Source organism: Kluyvera sichuanensis (assembly GCF_014218705.1).
Classification (GTDB): Bacteria; Pseudomonadota; Gammaproteobacteria; order Enterobacterales; family Enterobacteriaceae; genus Kluyvera; species Kluyvera sichuanensis.
Map to the genome: position 1 here is coordinate 203,936 of NZ_JABBJF010000003.1, position 17,794 is coordinate 221,729.

General features: G+C 56.6%; 17 protein-coding genes. 8 read left to right on the top strand and 9 right to left on the bottom strand.

The window, feature by feature from the left end; all coding sequences use genetic code 11:
- Positions 1-9: 9 nt before the first annotated feature.
- Both mglA and mglC read left to right on the top strand, forming a co-directional pair.
- A complete protein-coding gene (gene mglA, locus HII27_RS05265; RefSeq protein WP_185666911.1) occupies positions 10-1,530 on the top strand; it encodes a galactose/methyl galactoside ABC transporter ATP-binding protein MglA in 1,521 nt (506 codons plus the stop codon).
- A gap of 15 nt (positions 1,531-1,545) precedes the next feature.
- Entirely contained in the window at positions 1,546-2,556 is a 1,011-nt protein-coding gene (gene mglC, locus HII27_RS05270; RefSeq protein ID WP_185666912.1) for a galactose/methyl galactoside ABC transporter permease MglC, read from the top strand.
- A 135-nt stretch (positions 2,557-2,691) separates the two neighbouring features.
- Here mglC and preA read toward each other — a convergent pair whose 3' ends face one another.
- The 8 genes from preA to HII27_RS05310 all read right to left on the bottom strand — a co-directional run bounded on the left by preA (position 2,692) and on the right by HII27_RS05310 (position 10,080).
- Positions 2,692-3,927 carry an NAD-dependent dihydropyrimidine dehydrogenase subunit PreA gene (gene preA / locus HII27_RS05275; protein WP_185666913.1) on the bottom strand — a complete coding sequence of 412 codons (1,236 nt, stop codon included), beginning with the start codon at positions 3,925-3,927 and terminating at the stop codon, positions 2,692-2,694.
- A gap of 2 nt (positions 3,928-3,929) precedes the next feature.
- Complete coding sequence (locus tag HII27_RS05280; protein WP_185666914.1) at positions 3,930-5,162, bottom strand: NAD(P)-dependent oxidoreductase; 1,233 nt, start codon at positions 5,160-5,162, stop codon at positions 3,930-3,932.
- A 212-nt stretch (positions 5,163-5,374) separates the two neighbouring features.
- Complete coding sequence (locus HII27_RS05285; RefSeq protein WP_185666915.1) at positions 5,375-5,821, bottom strand: helix-turn-helix transcriptional regulator; 447 nt, start codon at positions 5,819-5,821, stop codon at positions 5,375-5,377.
- 181 nt (positions 5,822-6,002) lie between these two features.
- A complete protein-coding gene (sanA, locus tag HII27_RS05290) occupies positions 6,003-6,737 on the bottom strand; it encodes an outer membrane permeability protein SanA (protein ID WP_185666916.1) in 735 nt (244 codons plus the stop codon).
- A 188-nt stretch (positions 6,738-6,925) separates the two neighbouring features.
- Entirely contained in the window at positions 6,926-7,810 is an 885-nt protein-coding gene (gene cdd, locus HII27_RS05295; RefSeq protein WP_185666917.1) for a cytidine deaminase, read from the bottom strand.
- A 129-nt stretch (positions 7,811-7,939) separates the two neighbouring features.
- Complete coding sequence (locus tag HII27_RS05300; protein ID WP_185666918.1) at positions 7,940-8,635, bottom strand: CidB/LrgB family autolysis modulator; 696 nt, start codon at positions 8,633-8,635, stop codon at positions 7,940-7,942.
- Positions 8,635-9,033 (bottom strand): CidA/LrgA family protein, encoded by a 399-nt coding sequence (locus tag HII27_RS05305; protein ID WP_185666919.1) that lies wholly within the window; start codon positions 9,031-9,033, stop codon positions 8,635-8,637. The genes HII27_RS05300 and HII27_RS05305 overlap by 1 nt, the downstream gene beginning before the upstream one ends.
- A 123-nt stretch (positions 9,034-9,156) precedes the next feature.
- Positions 9,157-10,080 carry a LysR substrate-binding domain-containing protein gene (locus tag HII27_RS05310; protein WP_185666920.1) on the bottom strand — a complete coding sequence of 308 codons (924 nt, stop codon included), beginning with the start codon at positions 10,078-10,080 and terminating at the stop codon, positions 9,157-9,159.
- Positions 10,081-10,249: 169 nt separating this feature from the next.
- Between HII27_RS05310 and mhbT the strand changes: the two genes are divergently transcribed.
- Genes mhbT through HII27_RS05335 form a run of 5 tightly spaced genes read left to right on the top strand, consistent with a single transcriptional unit; the run spans position 10,250 to position 15,230 of the window.
- The gene (mhbT, locus tag HII27_RS05315) at positions 10,250-11,608 is read left to right on the top strand and encodes a 3-hydroxybenzoate transporter MhbT (protein ID WP_185666921.1); all 1,359 of its coding nucleotides are present in this window, start codon (positions 10,250-10,252) and stop codon (positions 11,606-11,608) included.
- Between the two features lie 11 nt (positions 11,609-11,619).
- Positions 11,620-12,648, top strand: coding sequence for a gentisate 1,2-dioxygenase (gene gtdA / locus HII27_RS05320; RefSeq protein ID WP_185666922.1), 1,029 nt, complete (start codon positions 11,620-11,622; stop codon positions 12,646-12,648).
- A gap of 14 nt (positions 12,649-12,662) precedes the next feature.
- The gene (locus HII27_RS05325) at positions 12,663-13,364 is read left to right on the top strand and encodes a fumarylacetoacetate hydrolase family protein (protein WP_185666923.1); all 702 of its coding nucleotides are present in this window, start codon (positions 12,663-12,665) and stop codon (positions 13,362-13,364) included.
- Between the two features lie 8 nt (positions 13,365-13,372).
- On the top strand, positions 13,373-14,017 hold the full coding sequence (gene maiA, locus HII27_RS05330; RefSeq protein ID WP_185666924.1) for a maleylacetoacetate isomerase: 645 nt from the start codon (positions 13,373-13,375) through the stop codon (positions 14,015-14,017).
- Positions 14,018-14,036: 19 nt separating this feature from the next.
- Positions 14,037-15,230: a 3-hydroxybenzoate 6-monooxygenase gene (locus HII27_RS05335; RefSeq protein WP_035893422.1), complete on the top strand. Its 1,194-nt coding sequence runs from the start codon at positions 14,037-14,039 to the stop codon at positions 15,228-15,230.
- A gap of 91 nt (positions 15,231-15,321) precedes the next feature.
- On the opposite strand, the gene HII27_RS05340 is transcribed toward HII27_RS05335, so the two are convergent.
- Positions 15,322-16,704 (bottom strand): M24 family metallopeptidase, encoded by a 1,383-nt coding sequence (locus HII27_RS05340; protein ID WP_185667039.1) that lies wholly within the window; start codon positions 16,702-16,704, stop codon positions 15,322-15,324.
- A gap of 86 nt (positions 16,705-16,790) precedes the next feature.
- Here HII27_RS05340 and dusC point away from each other — a divergent pair, with 86 nt between their 5' ends.
- Positions 16,791-17,729, top strand: coding sequence for a tRNA dihydrouridine(16) synthase DusC (dusC, locus tag HII27_RS05345; protein ID WP_185666925.1), 939 nt, complete (start codon positions 16,791-16,793; stop codon positions 17,727-17,729).
- Positions 17,730-17,794: the final 65 nt, after the last annotated feature.

Below are 17,794 nucleotides of genomic sequence, written 5' to 3' on the forward strand. Positions count from 1 at the left end.
GGTATATATATGGACAACAATAATAGAGAGCCGTCTGGTGAATTCTTGTTGGAAATGAGCCAGATCAACAAGTCATTTCCGGGCGTAAAAGCACTCGATAATGTTAACCTGAAAGTTCGTCCGCACTCGATCCATGCATTAATGGGCGAGAACGGTGCGGGCAAATCAACGTTATTAAAATGTCTATTTGGGATCTACCAAAAAGATTCCGGCAGTATTCTCTTCCAGGGCAAAGAGATTGATTTCCATTCTGCTAAAGAAGCATTGGAGAATGGTATTTCGATGGTTCACCAGGAACTTAACCTGGTATTACAACGCTCGGTCATGGACAACATGTGGTTAGGTCGTTACCCAACCAAAGGCATGTTTGTCGATCAGGACAAAATGTATCGCGATACTAAAGCCATCTTTGATGAGCTGGATATTGATATCGACCCGCGTGCGCGCGTCGGTACGCTGTCCGTTTCGCAGATGCAGATGATTGAAATTGCTAAGGCCTTCTCCTATAACGCGAAAATCGTGATTATGGATGAGCCAACGTCATCGCTGACGGAAAAAGAGGTAAACCACTTGTTTACCATCATCCGTAAGCTGAAAGACCGTGGCTGCGGCATCGTCTATATCTCGCACAAGATGGAAGAGATTTTCCAGCTGTGTGATGAAATCACCGTTCTGCGCGACGGGCAGTGGATTGCCACCCAGCCGCTGGAAGGGCTGGATATGGACAAGATCATCGCCATGATGGTGGGCCGTTCGCTGAACCAGCGTTTCCCGGACAGGCAGAACGAGCCGGGCGAAGTCATCCTCGACGTGCAGCACCTGACGTCCCTGCGTCAGCCATCGATTCGCGACGTGTCGTTCCAACTGCGTAAAGGTGAGATCCTCGGCATCGCCGGGCTGGTGGGCGCTAAGCGTACCGATATCGTGGAAACGCTGTTCGGCGTGCGCGAAAAATCGGGCGGCACGATTACCCTGCACGGTAAGAAAATCAACAACCATAGCGCCAACGAAGCGATAAATAACGGTTTTGCGCTGGTCACCGAAGAGCGCCGCTCAACCGGTATTTATGCCTACCTTGATATTGGATTTAACTCATTAATCTCGAATATCAAGAGCTATAAAAACAAAGTGGGCCTGCTGGATAACTCCCGCATGAAGAGCGACACCCAATGGGTTATCGACTCGATGCGCGTGAAAACGCCAGGGCATCACACGCAAATTGGTTCGCTATCCGGTGGTAACCAGCAGAAAGTGATTATTGGACGTTGGCTGTTAACCCAGCCTGAAATCCTGATGCTGGATGAACCAACCCGTGGTATCGACGTTGGTGCAAAATTTGAAATTTATCAATTAATCGCCGAACTGGCGAAGAAAGATAAAGGGATCATTATTATTTCTTCAGAAATGCCAGAGCTGCTGGGTATTACTGACCGCATCCTTGTCATGAGTAATGGCCTGGTTGCCGGGATTGTAGAAACGAAAACCGCAACGCAAAACGAAATTCTCCGTCTTGCGTCATTGCACCTTTAATTTCAGGGGCTCGACATGAGTGCGTTAAATAAAAAAAGCTTTCTCACTTATCTGAAAGATGGCGGTATTTACGTTGTTCTTTTGGTTCTGCTGGCTATTATTATTATCCAGGACCCGACTTTCTTAAGTTTGTTGAACCTTAGTAATATCCTGACTCAGTCTTCTGTGCGTATTATCATCGCCCTCGGCGTTGCTGGTCTGATTGTGACCCAGGGTACTGACCTATCGGCAGGTCGCCAGGTTGGCCTCGCGGCGGTGATTGCAGCGACGCTGTTGCAGTCGATGGAGAACGCCAACAAGGTCTTCCCTGAGATGGCAACCATGCCAATCTTCGTGGTAATGATTATTGTCTGCGCTATTGGCGCGGTGATTGGCCTGATTAACGGGATTATCATTGCTTACCTGAACGTGACGCCGTTTATCACCACGCTGGGCACGATGATCATCGTTTACGGTATCAACTCCCTGTACTACGACTTCGTGGGCGCATCGCCGATTTCTGGCTTCGACAGCGGCTTCTCGACATTCACGCAAGGGTTTATCGCGCTGGGCAGTTTCCGACTGTCGTACATTACTTTCTACGCGCTGATTGCCGTTGGCTTTGTCTGGATCCTGTGGAACAAGACTCGCTTTGGTAAAAACATCTTCGCTATCGGCGGTAACCCGGAAGCAGCGAAGGTTTCCGGCGTGAACGTTGCTCTGAACCTGCTGGTGATTTATGCGCTGTCCGGCGTGTTCTATGCCTTCGGCGGGATGCTGGAAGCAGGGCGTATCGGCTCGGCAACCAACAACCTCGGCTTTATGTATGAACTGGATGCGATTGCCGCCTGCGTGGTTGGCGGGGTGTCATTCAGCGGCGGCGTCGGTACCGTTCTGGGCGTGGTGACCGGTGTGATTATCTTCACCGTTATCAACTACGGCCTGACCTATATCGGCGTGAACCCGTACTGGCAGTACATCATCAAGGGCGGGATTATTATCTTCGCCGTGGCGCTGGACTCCCTCAAGTACGCACGTAAGAAATAAAAAGAAGCCCGGCGAAATGCCGGGCTTTTACGTTGTAGCCCGGCCAAGCGCAGCGCCGCCGGGGTTTACCACCGAACAACCCGGGAGTCGGTGCTGCGCACCTCGTCCGGGTTACTTGCTCAACGTTGAGAGGTGTTAAAGCGCCACCGCATGCGCTGTTTCACCCGGTTTAAAGGCTATCTCCCCAAGGCTAATGCAGGCCACCGGACAGACGTGTCCGCAGAGCAGACAGCCGACGCATTTTTCGGTATTGCAGTGCGGTGTGCGGGTCTCTTCATTCCACTCCATCGCCTGATGCCCGCCGTCATAGCAGGAGATATAGCAGCGGCCGCAGCCGACACATTTTTCCTGATTAATATGCGGGTAGACAATGTAGCTGCGGTCGAGCTCTTCGGCCGGCACGATGTTGTGATTGGCGAGACCAATCATCTCATCAAGCGAATGGAAGCCCTGATCGTTAAGGTAGTGGGAGAGGCCGCTTATCATATCTTCGACGATACGGTAGCCGTACTGCATGATGCCGGTCGTAACCTGCAGCGTCGCCGCGCCCAGCAGTAAAAACTCGGCGGCGTCTTCCCAGGTTTCAATCCCGCCGATCCCGCTGATGGGGAAATCCTTCAGCTCGGGGTGCGTGCGCAGTTGCTGAATGAAGCGCAGCGCAATCGGCTTCACGGCTTTACCGGAATACCCGGAGACGCTGGATTTACCGTTGACCACCGGCATGCCGATTTTACGGTTTAGGTCGATATTGGTAATCGATTTAACGGTGTTGATGGTCGCAATGCCGTCGGCGCCGCCGCGTTTGGCCGCCAGCGCCACTTCGCACATATCGCCGATGTTCGGTGTCATTTTCGCGAGCATCGGCAGAGAGGAACCGCGCTTCACCGCCCGGCAGTACTTCTCTACCAGCTCCGGGCTTTGCCCGACGTCGCTGCCCATCGCGTGGGAGGTCATTTGCGGGCAGGAGAAGTTACACTCAATCATGTCGGCCCCGGCTTCCTCGACGAGCTTCGCCAGATCCTGCCATTGCTGTTCATTTTCGCCCATGATCGAAGCGATCAGCACCTTATCGGGATAATCCTGCTTGAGTTGGCGGATTGCCGCCAGGTTTTCCGCCAGCGGGTGCTCGGCAATCTGCTCCATATTCTTAAAGCCGATAAACCCGGTGTCTTCTTTGGTCAGATGATCGAAGCGCGGAGAGACTTCGTTGGCAATGAAGAAGCCGATAGTTTTAAACACGATCCCGCCCCAGCCGCTGTCATAGGCCTTGGCGCACATGTCGTAACAGTTGCCCACCGGTGAAGACGAGAGGCAGAACGGATTAGGGAATTTAACGCCGCAGAAGGTGACAGACAGATCTTTGGTTAACATGTTCATGCCTCCTCTAAATAGTGATGAATGGCCTGAGCGGCTTCTTTCCCGGTCTTCACGGCGTAGACCACAGTTTTATCTCCTTTGACGATATCGCCCGCGGCGAACAGCGCAGGATCGCTGGTCTGGTAGTCGTGCGTTTCCACGACGTTGCGCTGTACCTGAATGCCCGCAAAGGCATTTAGCTCAGCGCGTTGGCCCACCGCCAGATAAATACGCTCCGCCGTCAGCGTTAGCTCGCCGGGCAGGCGGACGTGCTGGAATGTGACTTTGTTGCCCGCCACGCTGACAGGCGTAAAGCCATCGATAATCGACACGCCCAGCGCCTGGGTAGTGGTGAACTCTTTATCGCTTGCCGGGAAGTCGGCCAGCTCTTCGCGCGCGACGCAGGTGACGGAGGAGCAGCCGAGAATTTTCAGCGTGCTGGCTACGTCCATTGCCACGTCGCCGCCGCCGACAATCAGGGCGCTTTGCGGTACGGTGATGTTGCCGCCAGAGGTACGGGTGCGCTGGAGAAAATCGATGGCAATCTCGACCGGGTCTGCGTCGTTAAACATTGGTAGCGTTGCGCCTTTGGACATCCCAACGGTCAGCAGCACGGCGCGGTAGTCGGCTTTTAGCTCGGCGAGGGTCAGGTTTTTGCCGACTTCACAGCCGCAGAGAATCGTCACGCCCATTTCGCTGATGCGCGCAATCTCTGCATCCAGCACCTTTTGTGGCAGGCGGAATTCAGGAATACCGTGACGCAACCAGCCGCCCGGCTGGGCCGCCTTTTCGAAAAGGGTCACGTCATAACCCAGATTGGTGAGGGTGACGCTGGCCTGTAATCCGGCAGGGCCCGCGCCAACAATCGCCACTTTGCCCTTATCCTTGCGGCCCGGTTGGTAAATCTGCATCGCCATCTGCTGCTCAAAGTCGGTAATAAAACGCTGCAGGCGGCCGATATCAATCGGCGTATCGATTCCCGAGCGGGAACAGCCCTGTTGGCACAGTTTTTCCGTTGGGCAGACGCGTGCACACACCGCCCCTAATGCATTATTTTCCCGAATGGTTTCGGCCGCGCCTTTAACGTTGCGGAAATAGAGCGAGCGAATGAACTTGCCTGGGTCGGTCTCCGCCGGGCAGGACTGGCTGCACGGCGCGTCGTGGCACAGCAGGCAGCGGGAGGCTTCTTTGATCGCCAACAGCGGCGTAAAGGCGGGAATCAGCTCATCCTGGTATTCGTGTTGCGACATAATTGCTCCCTTAATGATTAGTTTAATTAAGGCAAATAAAGTGAAACAACTACTGGCAGGCTAAGCGGATGAGGGGGAGGGTTCTGTGAAAGTATTCACAAATAACCTGATAATTGGTGTGGTTTATTGAGGATCGCAAGAATACATAAGATGCAAATAGGAACAATTACCGCAATGAGAATTCATTAGATCGATTTATCTGAAGCTGAGGTTTACTCCGATGAAAGCAGCGTCGTCAGCAGGCTTTTTGCGATCGGTATCAGACCTATTTGTAGACCGAGGGGTTTATAGATTCGATTGATCACCTCGACGGAGTAATTTCCTTTGTCGTTTTCAATATCTGACAGCGTTTTGCGTGATACGGAAACCAGTTCGGCGTAGGCGTCCTGTTTTAATCCCATGATGTGGATTCGAAACTGCTTTAGTGCGACGCCCTGTGAAATCTCACCCAGCAGTAGCTGTCTGATGAGGTTATTCATCACCGTTTTACGTTCCTGAGTGGTGATTTTATCCGTTGTTGAGGAGACGCGCTTTTTTTCCACCAGCGGTGTCTGTCGGGTGACGTTATAAATCCCTGTCGCCTGATTTAAGTCGTTATTAGACTGACGTAAGCGTTCGACGGTGGCTTTAATCTCATCTTTTTTATTTTGCGCACTCATAGCAACCCCCACCGTGTCAGTTTGTCTGTCATAAATTTAAAGCCAATCGACGGCATCAATAATATGGCCTCCGGTACGCCGCGTGCCTGGAGCCTTTCCGGTAAGTCGACGAGCGAAGCTGCTGTTTTATGTACCTTATATCACGCGTTATTCACATTTTACGTTTTTAGTGACACATATATCACTCATCAGCTTTAGCGGCGGATTTCTTCTTCTGCAACTCCAGCAGCTGCTCTGGCGTCACCGCCGGGTAACCCTGAGCGCCTTCCGGTACTTCCTGCTGGGCAGGAATGGGGATCAGCGGGCCTAAGAAACGCGGTTCGCGCTTGAAGAGGTAGAGATCGGCCAGTGCGCCGAAGCGGGCACCAAACTCGCGCAGGCGAACGCTCCACATATCTTTCGGCGATGGCACGGCGTAGCACTGCGCCTGAATGCCCATATGCAGGGCGATAAACAGCGCGCGCTCGCAGTGGAAGCGCTGGGTGATGATGATGAAATCGTTGGTGTCGAAGACTTTGCGGGTACGCACGATGGAGTCGAGCGTACGGAAACCGGCGTAGTCGAGCACAATATCCGCAGGATCGACGCCGGCTTTAATCAGATCCCGACGCATGGTCATCGGTTCGTTATAGCTTTGCAGCGCGTTATCGCCGCTCAACAGCAGGTAGTTGACCTTACCGCTGTTGTAGGCGTTCAGCGCACCCTGAATGCGGTAACGATAATACTGGTTGATAACCCCGGTGCGGTAGTACTTGGCAGTGCCTAGCACCACGCCAACCTGGCGGTAGGGGAGATCCTGCAGTTCATCGTAGATATAAGGGGCGGTTTTCCAGCTCATCCAACGGTCAAGACCCAGCACGGTCAACAGCAGCAGGCCGCATAGGACTAACAGGCTGTATAACACACGCTTTAACATGAACTTGACTCAATAGTGGACGAGGGAGACATCAGGCTACTTTACCCGCCGGGCAAGAGCAAGAAACCATCGTTTAATTGCGGGGAAATTAACCGGTGTGTTGTCGCCCGGCTAAGCGAAGCGCCGCCGGGACGGGGCACAGAGTCACCCCGGAGTCGGCGTGTTCACGCCTCGTCCGGGCGACATCGTTAACCTAACAGCACGCGATCGATATTGTGGCAGCCCAGCGCTTTCAGCGTGGCGGCGGTGGCATCCCACTGAATCAGCGGCGCATCGGCGCGTTCGGCCAGAATGGCGCGTTGAATATCCGGGTAGTCGTAACCGTTCAGGCTCAGCAGGTTCAGGGCACCCTGCAGCGGTGGCAGCGTTGGGTTAAACGCCGCGTTTTCCGCATAGCTGCCGCTGAAAATGGTACCGTCACGCAGCTCCAGCGCCACGCCGGAGGGCGCTTTACTGTACGGGGTATGGCTGTGGTTCGCGGCCTGAATCGCGGCCTGCGCCAACGCATCGCCCTCGAGCGGATAACCATGATCCTGCTCGTCCATCAGCAGGGTTTTGATATCGAGGTCTTTTGGCCCGAACGCGTCCGGCAGGTAGTCTTGCAGCGTATGCGGCTGACGGCCCGGCAGGTTGATGCGCAGCGCCAGCCCGCTATTCAGTTCATTCATAAACTGACGGCAGTGGCCGCACGGGGTGTAGTTAACGGTAATGGCCTGCAGGGATTTTTCGCCGCGCAGCCAGGCATGGCTGATGGCGCTCTGTTCTGCGTGCACGGTCTGCTGCATGGTGGCGCCGAGGAATTCCATGTTGCCGCCAAAGTACCAGGTACCGCTCACGCCGCGAGCGATAGCGCCTACGTTAAAGTGAGACAGGTCAGCACGGGCGCAGGCTGCTGCCAGCGGCAGAAGCGCAAAAGCGAGCGCGTCTTCGTCCAGCCCCGTCGCCGTTTTAAGCGAAGAGACCTGCTCGGCGCTCAGCAGAGCAGGGAAGTGCGGATCGGCTAGCAGGGGAGCGATAGCGGTCTGCAGATCTGCCGCCAGTTGCGAAAAAGCAGATTGAAAACGTGGATGCATGGCGTTGTGCCTCATAACAATGTAATGGGATCGTAGTGTACGGGGCGCAAGCGCCCCGATTAGTGATCAATATCTCATTGTTAATGCAACGTGTGTAACATCAATTAAAAATGTGTGATTTGTCTCGTTTTATCCCACTACCGACAGAATAATCGGGAACAGGAATGGCGCAATCAGCGAGGTCATGATGCCGCAGATAACCAACGCCAGCGAACTAAACGCCCCTTCCTGATAGTCCATCTCGGCGCAGCGAGCGGTGCCGAGGGCGTGCGAGGCGGTGCCCATTGACAGCCCACGCGAGGCTTTGGTGGTAATCCGCATCAGGTTCAGCAGGGTATGGCCAAACACCGCACCAAGAATACCGACGTAAATCACGCACACGGCGCTAATGGCCGGAATACCGCCGATGCTGCCGCTGACCGCCATCGCAATCGGCGTGGTCACCGATTTCGGCAGAATAGAAGCGGCGATTTGCGGGGAAGCCCCCATCATCAGCGCCACTGACGTCCCGGTGATCATCGCCACCGCGCTGCCGACGAAGCAGATAGTAATGATGGATTTCCAGCGGGCGCGGATCTGGTGCAGCTGTTCATACAGCGGATAGGCCAGGGCGACCACCGCAGGCTGCAGCAGATCGTTCAGCACTTCACTGCCCTTAAAGTAGTGATCGTACGGAATATCGGTCAGCAGCAGGAACGGAATAATGACTACCATCGACACCAGCAGCGGGTTAAGCAGCGGCATCTTAAAGCGCGCGGCAAGCTTACGGGCGGCGAAAAAGACGACTAAGGTCAGCGGTAAAGACCACCAGATATAGTGCAGCATTATTTATCCGCTCCCTCACGACCAACGACTTTACGCTCACCGTGAATCAGGTGAGAGCTCCAGCTCACCACCACCAGCACCACCAACGTACTGATGGTACAGGAGACGACCACCGGGCCGAACTGCGCGCTCAGCAGCGAGAAGTACTGCATCACGCCCACGCCAATCGGCACGAACAGCAGCGCCATATAGCGGATCAGGATGTAGCAGCCGGGGTTGACCCACTTCGCGGGCAGGATTTGCAGCGCCAGCAGCACAAACATAATAAGCATGCCGATAATGCTGCCGGGAATGGTAATCGGCAGCAGCGACGAAATAAAAATACCGGCATACAGACAGGCGTAAATCAGCACGAATGCACGCAGGTATTGCCAGATTAAATTCAGCGATTTGAGCATGGGATTCACCTTTGGTGGAATGCATTCATCATACAATTAAACCCAGAAATGTGCTACCGATCACATCATGAAATCTGAGCATACCTGATATAGATAATGCGAACATCAGGCATCTGCTCGGCGTTATTCCGTCATTTGCACCGGATGCGACAAATAGTGGAGAAACCGGCTTAGCGCCAGCGAAGGCGTGCTCGATTTGCGCCAGAATACGCCAACGCTGCCTTTCTGCTCAACACGTGGCAGCGCCAGAATGGCGAGCTGGCCCTGGCTCTGGTATCGCTCCGCCAGGCGCAGTGACAGAATTGAGATCATATCGCTGCTTTGCAGCAGGTTGACGCTGACGTTCATCGAGGCCGACTCAATGGTATTTTCAGGCAGCATGACGCCGTTTTCCACCAGCGCATTGTCGATGCTTTGGCGAATCGGCGTGCCGTTTGGCCAGACTATCCAGCGCCATGACGCCAGGTCCTCCCACGACAGTCGGCTGCGGTGGGCGAGGGGATGGTCGGTTCGCGCCACGAAACAGACCGGTTCGGTATAGAGCACTTCGTAGTTTAGCGGTAACTCCAGCGCCCGGCCGCCGATGCGCCCAACCACCACGTCCACGACGCCGGACTGCAAATCATGCAACAGCGGCGTCATCACCTTCTCTTCAATATTCAGATGCAGCGTTGGCATTTCGGCCAGCAGCGGGAAAATGGCCTGGGAGACGCAGTCGGTCGCCACCGGCGAGCAGCCGATTTTCAGGCTCCCCACAAGGCCGCCCTGTTTAAAACGCTCCATCTCAAACTGCGAGCGTTCGATGTCGTTAATCAGCCGCTGTGCGTGCTGAAGCAGCAGCTTGCCGCCCTCCGACACGCGCAGCCCTTTGCTGTGACGCTCAAAAAGCGTGATGCCCAGCTCTTCTTCAAACTGGGTTAACCATTTTGAGAGCGCGGGTTGGGTGATGTGCATCATTTTAGCGACCTGAGTCAGGTTTCCCTGCTCGCCAAGTGCCACCAGCATCTTCAGATGGTGGAGCTTCAGCTTCTGCGTCCAATCGGCCATGAGATATAACCTCCAGGTTATGGATAGGCATGAAATGCCATTGTACAACTCATTTCACATGTCACAAGATAGCAACATAAAAGCAAAAAAATAAACATCTTACTCTGAGCCGTTCTGGCGAAAGCGTGAACGGCGACGTGGATAACCTGCATATACCGAGGCCCTCCCTATGACGCAACGACGTGAACTACAGGCACTCATCGATGTCGCTCCGATCGGCAAGATGCAGTGGCGCGTCATCATCTGCTGTTTCCTGGTAGTGATGATGGACGGTTTTGATACCGCCGCGATTGGCTTTATCGCCCCGGCCATTCGCGACCACTGGCAGTTAACGGCAGGCGATTTGGCCCCGCTGTTTGGCGCAGGTCTGCTGGGGTTAACCGCAGGCGCCTTGCTGTGCGGCCCGCTCTCTGACCGGCTCGGGCGCAAACGGGTTATCGAATGGTGCGTGGCGCTGTTCGGCCTCTTCAGCCTGCTGTCGGCGTTCTCACCGAATCTGGAAGCCTTAATCATCCTGCGCTTCTTAACCGGCCTCGGCCTTGGCGGCGCAATGCCCAATACCATCACCATGACCTCTGAATACCTGCCGGCCCGCCGTCGCGGCGCGCTGGTCACCTTGATGTTCTGCGGCTTTACCCTCGGCTCGGCGCTGGGCGGTATCGTCAGCGCGCAGTTGGTGGCGGTGATTGGCTGGCACGGCATTCTGGTGCTGGGCGGCGTCTTGCCTATCGTGCTGTTCTTCGTGCTGCTGGCCGTGCTGCCGGAATCCCCGCGCTGGCTGGTACGCCGTCAGCGTCCGCAGGCGGAAATTCGCCGCACCGTCAGCGCCATGACCGGCGAGCGCTATGACGACGCCGAGTTCTGGCTCGATGAACCGGCGGCAACCCAGAAGGGTAGCATCAGCCAGCTGTTCGCCGGGCGTCAGCTCACCATCACGCTGATGCTGTGGGTGGTGTTCTTTATGAGCCTGCTGATCATCTATTTACTCTCCAGCTGGATGCCAACCCTGCTGAACCATCGCGGGATCGATCTCCAGCACGCCTCGTGGGTAACGGCGGCGTTCCAGGTAGGCGGTACGCTGGGGGCGCTGATGCTCGGCGTGTTAATGGATAAATTCAACCCGTTCTGGGTGCTGGCGGTGAGCTATGCGCTGGGGGCGGTGTGCATTGTGATGATTGGCCTGAGCGAAAACGGCCTGTGGATGATGGCGCTGGCGATTTTCGGTACCGGCATCGGCATCAGCGGCTCGCAGGTTGGCCTGAATGCACTGACCGCCACGCTTTATCCGACCCAGAGCCGCGCCACTGGCGTGAGCTGGTCAAACGCTATCGGTCGCTGCGGCGCGATTGTCGGCTCCGTTTCCGGCGGCGTGATGATGGCGATGAACTTCTCATTCGACACCCTGTTCTTTGTGATTGCCGTACCGGCCGCCATTAGCGCCGTGGTGCTGACGCTCCTGACGCTGGTCGTACGCCAATCTTCCCGAGTACCCGAATCGTCGCCTGTGATGGGCGCGGTGAAAAGTTAAGGAGAATAATAATGACCTCGGACGTAAAACACGATCGCCAGCAGTTCTACCAGCATATTTCCGGGCAAAACCTGACGCCGCTGTGGGAATCGTTGCATCACCTGGTGCCAAAAACGCCGAACGCCAACTGTGCCCCGGCCTACTGGAACTACCAGGAAATTCGCCCGCTGCTGCTGGAAAGCGGCACGCTGATTGGCGCAAAAGAGGCGGTTCGCCGCGTGCTGGTGCTGGAAAATCCGGGCCTGCGCGGTCACTCATCGATTACCTCGTCGCTGTACGCGGGCCTGCAGCTGATCATGCCGGGTGAGGTGGCGCCAAGCCATCGCCATAACCAGTCGGCGCTGCGCTTTGTGGTAGAAGGCCACGGCGCGTTTACCGCCGTTGACGGCGAACGCACCCAGATGAGCCCCGGTGACTTTATCCTCACCCCGCAGTGGCGCTGGCACGACCACGGTAACCCGGGCGACGAACCGGTTATCTGGCTCGACGGCCTCGACCTGCCGCTGGTGAACTACCTCGGCTGCGGCTTCGCGGAAGATTACCCGGAAGAACAGCAGCCGGTCACCCGTAAAGAGGGCGACTACCTACCGCGCTACGCCGCCAACATGCTGCCGCTGCGCCATCAGGTGGGTAACTCATCGCCGATTTTCAACTACCGCTACGACCGCAGCCGTGAAGCGCTGCATGAGCTGATGCGCATGGGCGATGCCGATGAGTGGGATGGTTACAAGATGCGCTACGTCAACCCGGTGACCGGGGGCTACCCGATGCCGTCGATGGGCGCCTTCCTGCAGCTGTTGCCGAAAGGCTTCCAGACGCGTCAGGCGCGCACCACCGACAGCACCATCTACCACGTGGTGGAAGGCAGCGGTGAGGTGACCATCGGCGAGCAGACCTTCAGCTTTAAAGCGAAAGATATTTTTGTCGTGCCAACCTGGCACAGCGTGTCCTTTAACACGCCAGAAGAGACCGTGCTATTCAGTTTCTCGGATAGGCCTGTCCAGGAAGCCCTGGGACTGTTCCGCGAAGCGCGCTATTAATCAGGAGAAGAAAGATGAGCAAATACGTATTTGAACCCCAGGCGCCGGTTGCCGTGCCGGTTGTTGGCAGCGATGAGAAATTCCCGGTGCGCCGCGTGTACTGCGTGGGCCGTAACTATGCCGCCCACGCCCGTGAGATGGGCTTTGACCCGGATCGCGAGCCGCCATTCTTCTTCTGCAAACCGGCGGATGCCGTGGTTCCCGTTGCCGCTGGCGAAACCCTGAACCTCGCCTACCCGGCGCAGACCGACAACTATCACTATGAAATCGAGCTGGTGGTCGCCATTGGTAAAAAAGGCAGCGATATCCCGCTGGAGAAAGCTGAAGAGTATATCTGGGGTTACGCCACCGGGCTGGACATGACCCGCCGCGACCGTCAGATGGAGATGCGTCAGATGGGCCGTCCGTGGGAAATCGGCAAAGCCTTTGATCTGTCCGCACCGATTGCGCCGCTGCATAAAGTCGCCGATGCACCGTCCCTCGATAACGCGCCAATCTGGCTGCAGGTTGACGGAAAAGACCGTCAGCGCAGCGATATTCAGCACCTGATCTGGGACGTGAAAGAGACCATCAGCTACCTGTCTGGCTTCTTCGAACTGCAGCCGGGCGACCTGATCTTCACCGGCACGCCGGAAGGCGTTGGCGCGGTCGTGAAGGGCGAAACCATCACCGGTAATGTGGAAGGGTTAACGCCCATCGCGGTCAAAATTATTTGAGGTGAATGATGAAGCTGTACAGTTTTTTTAATAGTTCGGCCTCTTACCGCGTACGTATTGCGATGGCGCTGAAGGGCATTGACCACCAGACCGTCGGGGTCAACATCCGTATCGGCCAGCAGAATGCGCTGGAGTACCGACGCCTGAACCCGGTGGGATTAGTGCCTGCACTGGTCACCGACGAGGGTGAATCGCTGGGGCAATCGCTGGCGATTATTGACTGGCTGGACAGACATTTCCCGCAGACGCCGCTGCTTCCGGCGAACGATCCCCAGCGCATGCGCGTGCTGGAGGTGGTGTACGCCATCTGTTGCGACATCCACCCCATCAACAACATGCGCGTATTGCGCTACCTCAGCGACGAGCTGAAGGTGAGTGAAGAAGAGAAAAAACGCTGGTATGCACACTGGATCCAGCAGGGGCTGAGCGCGGTAGAACAACTGCTGCGCCGTGGCCAATCAGGGGCGTTTTGCTTCGGCGATACGCCGACGCTGGCCGACTGCTGCCTGGTGCCGCAGTGGGCGAATGCGGAGCGTATGGGCTGCGATTTAAGCGGTTTCCCACGCTGTAAAGCCGTGTTTGATGCGTGTACGGCGCTGCCGGCGTTTATTGCGGCGGCCCCTGAAAACCAGCAGGACAAGATCCCGGCGTAGTGAGAACAGGAGAAGAATCATGGCTAAAGTAACGCGTGCAATCATTGTCGGCGGCGGTATTGGTGGCGCGGCCACCGCGCTGTCGCTGGCGCGTCAGGGCATCCAGGTGATGCTGCTGGAACAGGCGCACGAAATTGGCGAGATTGGTGCCGGGATCCAGCTCGGGCCGAACGCGTTTTCCGCGCTCGACAGCCTCGGCGTGGGCGAGGTCGCCCGTCAGCGTGCGGTCTTTACCGACCACATCACCATGATGGATGCGGTCAACGGCGAAGAGGTGATTCACATCGAAACGGGGCAAGCGTTTCGTGACCACTTCGGCGGCCCCTATGCGGTTATCCACCGCGTCGATATTCATGCCACCGTCTGGGAAGCGGCGTTGCAGCACCCGGGCGTGAAATACCGTACCTCTACTCACGTAGTGGATATTCGCCAGACCGCCGATGATGTCACCGTGTTTGACGACAAAGGCAACAGCTGGACGGCGGATATTCTGATTGGCTGCGACGGCGTGAAATCGGTGGTGCGCCAGAGCCTGCTCGGCGACACGCCGCGCGTGACCGGCCACGTGGTCTATCGCGCCGTAGTGGAACGCGATGATATGCCGGAAGACCTGCGCATCAATGCGCCGGTGCTGTGGGCTGGCCCGCACTGCCACCTGGTACACTATCCGCTGCGCGGCGGTAAGCAGTACAACCTGGTGGTGACCTTCCACAGCCGCGAAACCGAGCAGTGGGGCGTACGTGATGGCAGTAAAGAAGAGGTCATGTCGTATTTTAAAGGCATTCACCCACGTCCGCGCCAGATGCTGGATAAGCCCACCTCCTGGCGTCGCTGGTCGACCGCTGACCGCGAGCCGGTAGAGAAGTGGGGCAACGACAGAATTACGCTGGTGGGCGACTCCGCTCACCCGGTCGCGCAGTATATGGCCCAGGGCGCCTGCATGGCGCTGGAAGATGCGGTGACGCTCGGTAAGGCGCTGACCCAGTGCGACGGCGATGCCGCCAGCGCGTTTGCGCTGTACGAGTCGGTGCGTATTCCGCGCACGGCGCGTATCGTCTGGTCTACCCGTGAAATGGGGCGTCTGTATCATGCGGCTGGGGTCGAGCGTCAGGTGCGTAACCTGCTGTGGAAAGGCAAAACCCAGGAAGAGTTCTATCGCGGCATCGAGTGGTTGTACGGCTGGAAAGAAGATAACTGTCTGCAACCGCGGTAATCGCGGTTTCCCCGGGGTCGCTTGCGCTCGCCCGGGCTACATTGGAATGTGTAGCCCGGCCAAGCAAAGCGCCGCCGGGAATATCACCGCACTACCCCACCAGCGCCTTATCTTTGGCTAACATAAACGGCCGCAGATACCCCACGGCGTTAGATAGCGGCAACACGTCATCGCTCAACGCAATAGTCAAGGTCTCGCGAATATACGTCCGCCGTGCCTCGATGCGCGCCCACAGCGCCGGATACGCCTGCGCTATCTTCTGGCGTAACGTCGCGTCGGCCAGGGCAATGCTCTCTTCCGCGCTGGTGCCCGTATACCCTGGTACCGACGGAATAATATCAATCTGCATCACCATGCCGCTTTTCAGCGTCTCGCTTGAGCCTGAATAGACCGGTGACGACATCCACTCTTCATCCGCGCTCAGGTGCCCTGGGTTAAGGTGCCAGCCGTACTGCGCTTTTGGCAGCACGCGCTCGACTAAATCATAAAGCTCACCGCCCGGCATCCCGACCTTAATCTTCTCAAGCCACGTCGCCACCGCGCCGAAATAGGGCTTCACCACGCGGTCCAGATAATCACGCTGGTTCTCCGGCAGCTCGTTTTCCTCAGCAATCACAAATCCGGTGCGGCTGGAGAGCCCGCCTTTAAACCCGGTGGTCATCGACAGCGGCTGGCCGCGCTCGACCTTTTTCCATGAAGGGTAGAGGTTGGCTTTCTCAAAACGTTGTCCGGCTGCGGCGATGGTGACAACAGACGGTGCCTGCCCTTCGGCGGCGAGCAGCGCGCCCAGATCCACTTCACGAACGCCCGGTTCGACGGCATCCAGCGCCGCCAGCATGCAGCGGGACGCGAGGTTGGCGCCATATTCGTAATGGGCAATTTCGTTGGCGTTATTCACCGTTCTCACCCCTTTATCACCGCGAATAAACAGATGCGCCGCGTTGACCAGATCGGCATGGGTGCTCTGTTTTATCGCCTCGACGATAAACCACGGCAGGTCGAACAGCTTTGCGTTATCGCGCCCGGCGGTGGTAAACATCTTCCAGCCGACCAGCCCCACTTTAGACATCGCGCTCAGCCCGGTTTCGCTGAACAGCTGCGCCAGCGGCTTTTCGTTATCCATCGGCTGATTAGGCAGCGAGAACAGCGGGCAGTGTTTTAACGTCACCGGAATGCGCGAATGCGCTGCCATCTTCAGGTTTTCATTGCCGAGAATGGCGGTGGCGTGCCCGGATTTATGCAGCACCAGCAGGCCCTCTTCAAAGCGCGGGATAAAGCCGGTCAGGTACTCAAAATTACCGCCGTGTTCTTTATCGGCGTAAATTACCAGCGCATCAAAGCGTTCTTCCTGCATCCGTTCGAGCAGTTTATTTTTACGCTCGAGCAGGGTGGCATCGGTCAGCGTGACCGGCGGTACGTCGCTGAATCCGTGCGGCGGCTGGATGGCTTTAAGCGTAATATCCCTTGAATTCATCATTCACCTCCTGGTGTGTTGACTGGCAGTGGAAAGCGGCATACTAAGACGTTACCATAGCGCCTCTTTTTTTTCCGGATAACGATATGCGTGTTTTACTGGCACCGATGGAAGGCGTGCTCGACTCGCTCGTGCGCGAGCTGCTGACCGAAGTGAATGATTACGATCTGTGCATCACCGAATTTCTGCGCGTGGTGGACCAGCTATTGCCGGAAAAATCGTTCTACAAGCTATGTCCCGAACTGCATAACCAAAGCCGCACACCTTCCGGGACCCGCGTGCGAATCCAGCTATTGGGGCAATACCCCGAGTGGCTGGCGGAGAACGCCGCCCGCGCGGTGGCGCTAGGCTCCTGGGGCGTAGACCTCAACTGCGGCTGCCCGTCGAAAACGGTAAACGGCAGCGGCGGTGGGGCGACGTTGCTAAAAGATCCGGAGCTTATCTACCAGGGTGCGAAAGCGATGCGTGAAGCGGTGCCAGCGCATCTGCCGGTGACGGTAAAAGTGCGTCTGGGCTGGGACAGCGGCGCGCGACAGTTTGAAATTGCCGATGCGGTGCAGCAGGCGGGCGCTACCGAACTCGCCGTCCACGGGCGCACCAAAGAGGATGGCTACAAGGCCGAGCGCATCAACTGGCAGGCGATCGCCGAGATTCGCCAGCGGCTCACCATCCCGGTTATCGCCAACGGTGAAATCTGGGACTACGACAGCGCGCAGGCGTGTATGGCCGTCACCGGCTGCGATGCGGTGATGATTGGCCGCGGCGCACTGAACGTGCCGAACCTCAGCCGGGTTATCAAATACAACGAGCCGCGCCTGCCGTGGCCGCAGGTGGTGGATTTACTGAAAAAATATGTTCTCCTGGAAAAACAGGGGGATACCGGGCTGTATCATGTGGCGCGTATTAAGCAGTGGCTTGGCTACCTGCGTAAAGAGTATGACGAGGCTAGTGAACTGTTTAGCGCCGTGCGCGCACTGCAGGAGTCGAAGCTGATTGCGCGGGCGATTACCGACTGGCGCGAATAAAGTATCAGATCTCCATCACAATTTTCTCTTTGCTTCATTGAGCTTCACTACGTGAAAGTGAAATA